Here is a 9877-nt window from a genome sequence, read left to right as displayed (position 1 = left end):
TCGTCGCGCCAAAAGAATGCAGAAACTACTTCAACTCATGCGGATACGATCCAGCATGAAAGGGAAATGCTCTAAACGCCGTCGTTGCCGCACTTCTGACCGCGACAATGCTGGTCCTATCGCCCGCACTCGAAGCCATTGCGGCTCCTCTGCTCGGAAGTTCGGCGACCTATGCTCCAGGGTTGATCGCTCTGGATCGATGCTCGCAATTATGCCCTCGAGCGGGGACGTGCCCGAAAGCGGTTGTTCGCCGCTGTCGGGCACTATGGTCGTACAGGCGATCATTCGGCACGCTTGCGGCCTGTGATCATCGCGCGGACCAGATTTTCCTTATGCTCGATGGTGGCGAGCACAACGCCTGCGACGTGCAAACCAATAAGACCAAGAGTCAGGCTCGCCAGCAGTTCGTGCGCCTCCTCCACCCACGCGACACCCCAATAGGCGTCGGTCGTCATCATGTATCCGGTTGCGGCGATGCCAGAGATCGAGATGAGAAGAGCGATCACCATCGCACCTCCGGCCGGGTTGTGGCCAATATAGCGTTTGGCCTTCAGTGCTATGCTGTCCAGAAGAAATCTAAGGGTTGTGACCGGGCTGTAGATGAAGTTCGAAAATCGCGCGTGGTGTGTACCGACGAAGCCCCAGATGATCCGAATTACCAGAAGCCCGATGATTGCGTAACCCGCCAGGATATGGGACTTCTTCCATTCGTCGCCTGTCAGGTAGGAGAAGGCAAACAGTCCGACGAGACTCCAGTGGAACACGCGTACGAGGGGGTCCCAGACCTTAACCGTCGGCGGCGAGCCCGCGCCCGCCGCATCTAGATCCATCGTGTCCATGATCATTCGCTTTCGTTGCCGACCGCAGCGCCGGTCTCGGGGTTGAACACGGTCTCGACCTTGTTGCCCTTGGCGTCGATCGCGTAAACTTCGTAGCAGCTGCCCTCGACTTTCACCCGGCGTACATCAAGGCCGGTGGCTTTGGCCTTTTCCTTGATGCTATTCTCGCTGAGCCACTTGTCCTTGGCCGCAATCGTGCAATTCTGCTCTTCTTCGGCGCGGGCGACGCCGACCGAGGTGGTGGCGAGCATGAGGGTCGCGAGGATGATCATCTTCATTGGTCTTCTCCATCAAATACCCAGGAGCGATTCTGCTCTTCTGGTCGACGTCGAACCTATGGTAATCAACATGACGACGACCTGATCGCGATTGTCAGGTTCTTGTCACCTTGGATGGGCTATCGGTGTGCGATGTGCTTTTTTCGCGTCCTCAGCTTCGTTGCGCTTCTCCTTCTCGGCCTGTCGTTGCCGGGGCCTGCCCATGCCGACGATGACCGCTCACATGCTGCAGGAGACGACCACCTTCCGTCGCACGATGATCTCAGCAGGCTCGTCAGGGAGGGCAGAATTCACCCACTGGCGGTTCTGAAGGCTCAGGTCCTCGCCAAACTGCCGGGCGAATTGATCGATGTCAGGGTGGATCGCGACGACGGCGTTATCATCTATGAATTCCGGATTCTGAGGGACAGCGGCCGCGTCACCCAAGTGGAGGTGGAGGCCGCCTCGGGCAGGATCGTCGAAATCGAGAACGAATGATGCGTCTGCTGCTTGCCGAAGACGATCCGCTTATCGCCCGTGACGTGGGTGCCCAGCTTTCGAAGGCGGGCTTCAATGTCGTGCACGAGAAGGATGGAGAGGCGGTGCTATTCGCGGGCGAACATGAGGACTTCGCGGCGGTCATACTCGATTTGGGCCTGCCCACGATCGACGGCCTCACCATTCTCAAGAGGTGGCGATCTGCCGGCCGAGAGATGCCCGTGATCATCCTGACGGCACGAGGCAACTGGGAGGAGCGTGTGGAGGGCATCAACGCAGGAGCTGACGACTATCTCGGTAAGCCCTTCCGCATCGCCGAACTGATTGCCCGACTGCACGCTGTGCTGCGCAGATATTCCGGCCAAGCGAGCGCCGTCCTGTCCTCCGGGCCTGTTTCAATCGACACCCGCCGCCGTGCGGTGATGGTCGATGGGGTGCCCGTCGATGTGACACCCCTGGAATACAAATGTCTCTCGGTCCTGATGCAACACCGCAATCGCGCCGTCTCGCAGATGGAGTTGACCGAACAGCTTTACACCCAGGACTTCGAACGGGAGAGCAATTCCGTTGAAGTCCTTATCGGACGATTGCGAAAGAAACTCGGGCGGGACGCAATCGTCACGCGCCGGGGCTTCGGCTACCAGATCGCGGCGGACGAGTGACATGCGGTCGCTCCACAGCCGCTTCATTCTCACATCCGTGGTCGTCGTCTCGATCTGCCTCGCGGCAGCTTTCTTCGCTCTCGTCCAGATATTTGCGGAAAGCTACAGCGCGCGAATCCAGAACGAGTTGACCGGACACATAAACCGATTGGCCGCCGTCCTCCGCTTCACGGCTGACGGGAAGGTCGAGGTGCCTGAGGATCTTCCAGACAATCGTTTCCTGGTGCCTTATGGCGGTCTCTATTGGCAAATCGACGACCCAGTCGGGAAAGTTGAGCTGCGGTCGGCCTCACTGTTCGATTACGTCCTGCCCCTGCCGCAGGACGCGCACCCGCTCGGCGTCATGCACCAGTATCGCCTCGCTGGTCCGGAGGGAAAGGATGTCCTGGTTCAGGAGCGCGTTCTGTTGTTGGCCGCACCTGAAGGCAGACGCCCTCTCCGCATTGCGGCGGCGGTGAATGCGGATGAGGTCGACAACGCGCGCGCGGACTTCGCTCTCGACATCTTGCCCTATGTGGGCGTGCTGGCCGTGCTGCTCGTCCTCATGTCGATCATTCAGCTCTGGATCGGCCTGAGACCCCTCGACCGCATCGGCCGCGACCTCGAGGCGGTGCGTGACCGCAAGGTCGGGCGCTTGGCAGGGCCATACCCCCGCGAGGTCCAGCCGCTCGTCGACCGGTTGAACGCGCTGCTGGAAACCCAGGCCGCGGCCATGGAGAATGCCAGGGGCCGAGCCAGCGACCTCGCGCACGGTCTGAAGACTCCGCTGACTGTCCTCACCAACAATGCCTTGACGCTCCGCGAAAAGGGCGAGGTCGAAATCGCTGATGAACTCGACAATCTGGCCGATACCATGCTCTCCCACGTCGAACACGAGTTAGCCCGTGCGCGGCTCACCCCGAGCGCTGACCAGCGGAGCGGCGATGCCGACGTCGCAAGGATCGTCGGCGATACGATCCGGCTGCTTCAGCACACCGAGGCAGGCGAGCGCCTTTCATGGGAGGCCGACCTGCAGGAGGGCCTGACGGCGCCGATTGATCCGCATGACTTTCGCGAACTGGTCGGAAACCTTCTCGAAAACGCATCGAAATGGGCCAAGACCCGTGTGGCTGTCACGGCCGTCCGGTGCGATGGTTTTATCCGGGTAGTGGTCGAGGACGACGGCCCGGGGGTGTCGCCCGAGAGACTGCCGGACCTACTGCGCCGGGGTGTGCGCCTCGATCGCCTGAAGCCTGGCTCGGGCCTGGGTCTGGCGATCGTATCCGAGATCGCCAATGTCTACAATCTGGCCCTAACCTTAGAGAATCGCGTCGAAGGCGGCTTGCGTGCGGCAGTCACCTGCTCCGACCCGCTTGCTTCTCCGGAGACCGGATGCCATGGCAAATCCCAGTGAAGCTAAACTGAAATTTGGCTTTCTGCTTGTTGCGTTTGGCGGGTTGCTGCTTGGGCTCGGCTTGCACTTCACAGGCCGAACGGATGCCGCACGAGTTATATGGACAATCGCCACCACTCCGGTTCTGGGCGCCCTCCTCATCGAGATAATCCGAAGCCTATGGCATGGGGAAATGGGCCTGGACATAGTCGCTGCGCTGTCGATGTCGGCTGCGCTCATCTTTGGAGAAACCTTGGCGGCAACGATTGTCGCGCTGATGTATACGGGCGGCACATTCCTCGAAAGCTTCGCGGAGGGGCGCGCGCGCCGTGAGATGCATGACCTGCTCTCCCGCGTGCCGCGTGCGGCGACGCGCTATCTTGACGGCGGCCTGAGCGAGGTTCCTATCGACGACATCCGGCCTGGCGATCGGCTGTTGGTCCGACAGGGTGATGTCGTCCCTGTCGACGGGACTGTTGCGAGCGTCCGGGCCTTCCTCAACATGTCCGCATTAACAGGTGAATCACTTCCCGTCCCATTTGCTGAACATGGAGACGTTTTGAGCGGCTCGACAAATGCAGGCGACGCGTTCGATCTCATTGCTACGCACGAGGCCAAGGACAGCACATATGCAGGCATCGTGCGCCTCGTCGAGGCTGCCCAACGCTCGAAAGCCCCAATGTCAAGGCTTGCAGACAAATGGTCGGTCGGGTTTCTCGCGATGACCGTGCTCATCGCTTTCGCCGCATGGGGGTTCACGGCAGATCCTATTCGCGCCGTCGCGGTACTGGTGGTGGCTACGCCATGTCCATTAATCCTCGCTGTGCCTGTGGCGCTCGTTGCCGGCCTGTCGCGCGCGGCGCATTTTGGTGTACTGATCAAGGGCGCACGTCACCTTGAGAATATGGCCCGCATCCACACCCTGGTCCTAGATAAGACAGGGACATTGACGGTCGGGCGCCCGCAGATCGTGTCCATTCAAAGCCCGCTCGGCTACGCCGACGACGAAATTCTAATGCTTGCAGCATCAGTCGATCAGGTGTCGAAACACCCGATCGCGCAGGCTATCGTAGCGGCGGCCCAGCAACGGAATCTCGGCCTTGTTCTGCCCACCGACGTGACGGAGGCAGCGGGCGAGGGCGTCGCGGGATATGTAAATAGGAGGCGGGTTGTTGTCGGCGGTCATGGCTACGTCGAGGCCAGCATTGACGGCTCTCCATACGCTATTCCTGAGACGGCCGCCGGGTCGGTCGTCGTTGCCGTCGCCATCGACAACAATCTGGTAGGGCATATCGTGATGGCTGATCCGGTGCGCGCGGAAGCGGCCGAGATGCTCGACGGACTTCGTCGAGAAGGAGTCCGGCGCATCCTTCTAGCGACCGGCGACCGCGCCGCCGTGGCCGAACGCATTGCCGACGGATTGGGGCTCGACGCAGTTCGCTCGGGCCTTTCGCCAGATCAGAAGGTGCTGGTCGTCCTTACGGAGCGGAAGAACGGCCCCGTCATGATGGTCGGCGACGGCGTCAATGACGCCCCGGCGCTCGCGGCGGCCGATGTCGGTGTCGCAATGGGAGCAAGAGGCGCGGCCGCGTCGGCCGAGGCTGCTGATGTCGTCTTGCTGGTCGACCGGATCGACCGCCTGCGCACGGGGATAGAAATCGCCCGAAGGTCACGGAGGATTGCCGTGGAGAGTGTCTTGGTCGGCATTGGTCTTTCGATCTTTGCCATGGTGGCGGCGGCCTTCGGCTACCTGGCCCCCGTCGAGGGCGCGATCCTGCAGGAGGCGATCGATGTGGCGGTCATCTCAAACGCTCTTCGAGCGATCAGGATTTCACCGAAAGTAGCTTGACTAGGGCTCCGCTGACAAGCGTGCTTGTCGGCAGGGGCAGGAAGGGCGTTTGCGGCATCCGGCCCATACGCCTCAATACGCGCGGGTAAAACCGCCATCGTGCAGGATGTTCAAGCCCGTCATGTGGTCCGAAAACTGCGAAAGCAAGCCCTCGACCACTATCGCAACCTCCGCCGGCTCGCCATACTTCCTGAGTGGAACATTGTCCGTCTCGATGGTGAGCTGCGCCTGAAAAGAAATTCCGTTCTTCTGCGCACGCTCTTCGAGCTTATCTCGGTACCACGGCGAGAGTGTACCGCCGAGGGATAGTGTGTTGACGTGAATGCCACGGCTACCGAGCGCAAAGGCGAGAGTCTTTGCTTCGCCGACCCAAGCTGTTCTGATGACGTTGGCGGTTGCGTAATGGCTCAATACCTGCGCCGAGGATATGCCCGAGATGATGACGATCTTGGCTCGCCGGCCTTCGGCAGGGTCCGGGTTCATGCGCGCCACCGCTCCCTTCAGCAGAGCCAGCGGGCCGATGAAGCTCACCTGAAACAAATGGCGCCAGACGTCAGGGGTCGGCATAGGGTTGTCGTCAGCATGCGGCTGGGGAGGCATGAGCACCACACCATCGAGAGTAACCTGCTCGCTTTCCATTCTCGCGGTGAAAGCATCGATAGCGCCATCCTGACCCATGTCAGTCGCCCACGCATGGTGGCTTCCGCCGAGCGTCAACGCTAAGGCATCGAGTTTGGCCTGATCGCGTGCCACAAGGATCAGCGAATGAAGCGGCGCCAATCTTCGGCAGATAGCCTCACCGATGCCACCGGTTGCTCCGGTTATCAGATAGGTTGCCATTTGATCATTCCCCTGATCGTGCGGCAGGCGTCGCACGCTTTCCTAATTTCGCCCAACGGCCACCGCTCGCAATTCCCGCCTGAGCCAACAGGCGATCGACGAACTCTCTCACGGTTTCATTCTCGTGCTCGACATGATCCCGCGTGTGGAAGGAAAGGATGCCGGGCCGGTCGACGGAGAGCAGCCTCGACATGCGGTCAAGCTCGTCCAGCCGATCGATGTCGACGAGCAACTTTACCCGGGCCAAGTGCCGCGTTCCAGGGGCAGGCGCGCAATCGGCGGTTAACGGGGATGTGCAGTACTATTTTCCCCTATGTGCCTCTGGGATCGCACAATGCATCGGATGGAACTCGCGCTCGCGTCATACGTGAGTTAGTTGCAGCCGCAACCCCACCGCTGCTGCCTGCCGAAGATCACCCGAAGGGCCGCTGGGATTTGATGCTGCGCAAACTTGCGCCGGACCAGAGATTGTCCGCGAAATGTCCGGCTTGCACTGAAGCCGCCCAATTCCAAAAGCGCTTTATGGCGACCGAGGCATCGTGCGCCTTCGCCGCTGCGCGGTGCAAAAGCTTCTTCTTATCGGCCGGCTGACGAATTCTTCTGCACCCGATATTTCTGAGCGGTTCAGAGCCGACAGCATTTCGGGAGCGGTGGCAAGGTCATTTAGACTGCCGAGCTAGCAGGCTCCCGAATTTCTGCCCAGATTCTGGCGTCCGCTTGGTGTGCATTAGCCTTGACGCAGATCCTTGCGGATGAGGATGAGGGTCGGATCATCCGCATAGGGAACCGCAACGAAACCCTGTTCCCTCTCCAGTTCGATTGCCTCATGGTTTGCGCGGCTTTCGAGCGATTCGAGGGACTTGGCGCCCGAGGCTTTCGCAAAGCGGGCGACATGGCGCAGCATTTCCCAGGCGACACCCATATGTTTGTGTTCGGCACGTACGGAGATCGCGACTTCCGCTCTCTCCGTCGACGCGTCGCACGCTACAATGGCGGTGGCGATGATCGTCTCGCTATCCTCGCCAAAAGCGAGGAAGTTCTCGGTGGACCGGTGATCAACCTTCGTCATAGAGAGAAGACGCTCGCGGCTAACTTCCCGAATGCCGCCCAGAAAGCGGAAGCGCATGTCTTGCGGAGTTACATGGGTGAAGAAATCTGCCAGGAGTACATCGTCTTCAGGACGCACGGGACGAACATGAAGGACAAGACCGCTGCGCGTCAGAAGATTGCAGCTCCAGACGTCGGTTGGGGATGAGGCCTTGGTGCCTGGCTCTGTAGCGTCGCGCGCCTGAATAGGTTGAGCAGCGTCCGTCTCGATTATCACTTTCAGAGCTTTCGTGCTCGCAGCGTTGGCAAAAGTTTCATAGGCATCGGCGATCTGCCTGAGGTTGAAACGATGCGTGATCAGGTTTCTTGGGTCTATTCTTCCAGATTGCACGGTCTTTAGCAGCAACGGTGTCGTTACCGCATCCACCAGCCGCGTGGTGATGGCAATGTTGCGCGACCATAGCTTTTCCAGATGCAGGTCGGCCTTGACGCCGTGGACGCCGATGTTGGCGATTACGCCGCCAGGCGCGACGATCTCCTGACACAGCTCGAAGGTGGCGGGGATCCCAACCGCCTCAATCGCGGTGTCGACGCCCTTGCCTCCAGTCTGTGCCAGCACCTGTCGAGAGGCGTCCCCGCCGCCCGCCTGGATCGTCTGCGTCGCACCAAAACGTTTCGCGACGTTGAGCCGGTTCTCGTCGAGATCAATCATGATGAGGTCGGCTGGAGAGTAGAGCTGCGCCGTCAGCAACGCGGCCAGTCCGATTGGGCCGGAACCGACGATGGCGACTGTCCCGCCAGGCTGCACCTTGCCGTTCAGCACGCCGCATTCAAAGCCCGTCGGAAGGATGTCGCTCAACATGACGAGCGCCTCTTCATCTGCGCCTTGTGGGATCGGGTAGAGACTAGTGTCGGCATGGGGGATGCGGACATACTCGGCCTGTGTGCCGTCGATCGTGTTGCCGAGAATCCAGCCACCGGTGGTGCAGTGAGAGTACATTCCGCGCCGGCAATTGCTGCACTTGCCGCAGGACGAGATGCAGGAAATCAGTACATGGTCTCCTTTTGCGAACTGGGTCACCCCAGTTCCCGTTTCCACCACGATGCCCACGCCCTCATGGCCGAGGATACGACCTGCTGTGCAGGTTGGAACGTCACCCTTGAGGATATGCAGATCGGTCCCGCAGATCGTGGTCCTCGTGATCTTAACGATGGCGTCGGTCGTCACAGCGATCGCGGGTATCGGACGCTCCGTCAGCGACTTGAGCCCCGGTCCTTCATAGACGAGCGCCTTCATCGATTCTCTCCTCCGCCAGGTTCGTTATCTGCCGCGAACATTGGCATTGTGCACGCGCCTCCACGAACCTGCTTTGACGCGGGTCAAAGATCGGATGAAGCGCGCGCATTGCGCGGGGGGCGACTCTGGCGCTCATGGCCGATCGGCCCCGTTGATCCGCGTCAATGTCTGAGCGAACGAAGCTCGGTAGCAATAAGAAGCAAAATTGGTTTTGAATTATCCGGTCGATTGAAGGGCGGGGGATGTGGCAAGAGTCACGGGATTGGAATCTTGATGCGACACAATGACTTTAAGATCGAAACCACGCCCACCCGCTGCGTCGGAATAACGTCGGGGCGCATCTTCAGAACGCGCCAGGGCTTGATGCCAATGTCACTCACCTTGATGCTCGGGATGGTAATCGTGGCTCTTGTATCCAGGGACTCTGCACAGGCCTCGCACTGCAAGAGCTGGCCGATGCCCGGTTTGAACTGGAGCGGCTGCAATAAGAGCCACCTCATGCTCGAAGGAGCCGATCTGGAAGGCGCAAACCTATCAGGCACTGACTTTAGCCTGACCGATCTTCGTGGTGCCAACTTAAGTAGAGCCAATCTTGAGAAGGCGAAGCTCGCGCGAGCTTCACTCGCCGGGGCCACCGCGAAGACAGCAAACTTTACGCGCGTGGAAGGCCACCGCGCGAGTTTCGTTCGCTTTTCAGCTGAACGTACCTCATTTACCAGCTCCGAATTGCAGCGCGCTGATTTCAGCCTCGCGCGGCTGATCGATGTCAACTTCGAGAAAGCAGAGCTTGGTCGCGCCAGATTCACCGGCGCGAAACTCGAAAACGTTCGATTTTCGCTCGCAAACCTGTCTAGAGTCGAATTTACCGGCACATCGTTCGCGGGATCGACAGCATTCGACCATGCTGTTCTCTTCCTGACGCGAATTGAGGGAAGCGATTTGTCACGAGCAACCGGTTTGCGGCAATCTCAAATCGACATAGCTTGCGGCGACGCCTCCACGAAGCTGCCGCACGGCCTTTCCGCGCCGGCGAGTTGGCCTTGCATGTTCCATTGATACCGGGCTTTCGAATGTCCCCGGGGTGAGCGTGGGCCGCGGTTCTATAGCTATCGGTCGCCGCTTCTATGCGTCCTAATCGTGGTGGCAGCTACGCCGACCACCCCGGACGCGCCTGAACCTGTTCTGCTGACTGAAAGCGCGGCCGCGGCCAAGCCTG

The 9877-nt window shown here is 60.1% G+C and carries 10 protein-coding genes and 1 pseudogene; 5 read left to right on the top strand and 6 right to left on the bottom strand.

Going from position 1 to position 9877, the window contains the following annotated elements; translation table 11 throughout:
- Nucleotides 1-281 precede the first annotated feature (281 nt).
- Together AC3WWH_RS29350 and AC3WWH_RS29345 are read right to left on the bottom strand one after the other, a co-directional pair.
- Nucleotides 282-845 (bottom strand): cytochrome b/b6 domain-containing protein, encoded by a 564-nt coding sequence (locus AC3WWH_RS29350; RefSeq protein WP_058320661.1) that lies wholly within the window; start codon nucleotides 843-845, stop codon nucleotides 282-284.
- A complete protein-coding gene (locus AC3WWH_RS29345) occupies nucleotides 842-1117 on the bottom strand; it encodes a PepSY domain-containing protein (protein ID WP_058320662.1) in 276 nt (91 codons plus the stop codon). The genes AC3WWH_RS29350 and AC3WWH_RS29345 overlap by 4 nt, the downstream gene beginning before the upstream one ends.
- Before the next feature lie 132 nt (nucleotides 1118-1249).
- On the opposite strand from AC3WWH_RS29345, the gene AC3WWH_RS29340 reads away from it, so the two are divergent.
- Genes AC3WWH_RS29340 through AC3WWH_RS29325 form a run of 4 tightly spaced genes read left to right on the top strand, consistent with a single transcriptional unit; the run spans nucleotide 1250 to nucleotide 5477 of the window.
- On the top strand, nucleotides 1250-1594 hold the full coding sequence (locus AC3WWH_RS29340; protein ID WP_058320663.1) for a PepSY domain-containing protein: 345 nt from the start codon (nucleotides 1250-1252) through the stop codon (nucleotides 1592-1594).
- A complete protein-coding gene (locus AC3WWH_RS29335) occupies nucleotides 1591-2256 on the top strand; it encodes a response regulator transcription factor (RefSeq protein ID WP_058320664.1) in 666 nt (221 codons plus the stop codon). Before AC3WWH_RS29340 ends, AC3WWH_RS29335 begins: the two co-directional genes overlap by 4 nt.
- 37 nt (nucleotides 2257-2293) lie before the next feature.
- On the top strand, nucleotides 2294-3649 hold the full coding sequence (locus tag AC3WWH_RS29330) for a sensor histidine kinase (RefSeq protein ID WP_492377354.1): 1356 nt from the start codon (nucleotides 2294-2296) through the stop codon (nucleotides 3647-3649).
- Nucleotides 3633-5477: a heavy metal translocating P-type ATPase gene (locus AC3WWH_RS29325; RefSeq protein WP_058320666.1), complete on the top strand. Its 1845-nt coding sequence runs from the start codon at nucleotides 3633-3635 to the stop codon at nucleotides 5475-5477. Before AC3WWH_RS29330 ends, AC3WWH_RS29325 begins: the two co-directional genes overlap by 17 nt.
- Before the next feature lie 72 nt (nucleotides 5478-5549).
- On the opposite strand, the gene AC3WWH_RS29320 is transcribed toward AC3WWH_RS29325, so the two are convergent.
- From AC3WWH_RS29320 to AC3WWH_RS29305, 4 genes and pseudogenes are all read right to left on the bottom strand, one after another.
- The gene (locus AC3WWH_RS29320; protein WP_058320667.1) at nucleotides 5550-6317 is read right to left on the bottom strand and encodes an SDR family NAD(P)-dependent oxidoreductase; all 768 of its coding nucleotides are present in this window, start codon (nucleotides 6315-6317) and stop codon (nucleotides 5550-5552) included.
- Between the two features lie 4 nt (nucleotides 6318-6321).
- Nucleotides 6322-6564, bottom strand: coding sequence for a DUF1365 family protein (locus AC3WWH_RS29315; RefSeq protein ID WP_058320668.1), 243 nt, complete (start codon nucleotides 6562-6564; stop codon nucleotides 6322-6324).
- A gap of 480 nt (nucleotides 6565-7044) precedes the next feature.
- A complete protein-coding gene (locus AC3WWH_RS29310) occupies nucleotides 7045-7386 on the bottom strand; it encodes a GNAT family N-acetyltransferase (RefSeq protein WP_245299038.1) in 342 nt (113 codons plus the stop codon).
- A 243-nt stretch (nucleotides 7387-7629) separates the two neighbouring features.
- Nucleotides 7630-8661: pseudogene (locus tag AC3WWH_RS29305) on the bottom strand (zinc-dependent alcohol dehydrogenase family protein); the annotation flags it as partial.
- Between the two features lie 369 nt (nucleotides 8662-9030).
- Here AC3WWH_RS29305 and AC3WWH_RS29300 point away from each other — a divergent pair.
- On the top strand, nucleotides 9031-9717 hold the full coding sequence (locus tag AC3WWH_RS29300; RefSeq protein WP_113399672.1) for a pentapeptide repeat-containing protein: 687 nt from the start codon (nucleotides 9031-9033) through the stop codon (nucleotides 9715-9717).
- Nucleotides 9718-9877: the final 160 nt, after the last annotated feature.

The sequence above is a fragment of the Ensifer sp. EB106-03-01-XG145 genome (assembly GCF_058792075.1).
Note: the sequence above shows the minus strand (reverse complement) of the source record. Positions and strands in the feature narration are given on the sequence as shown.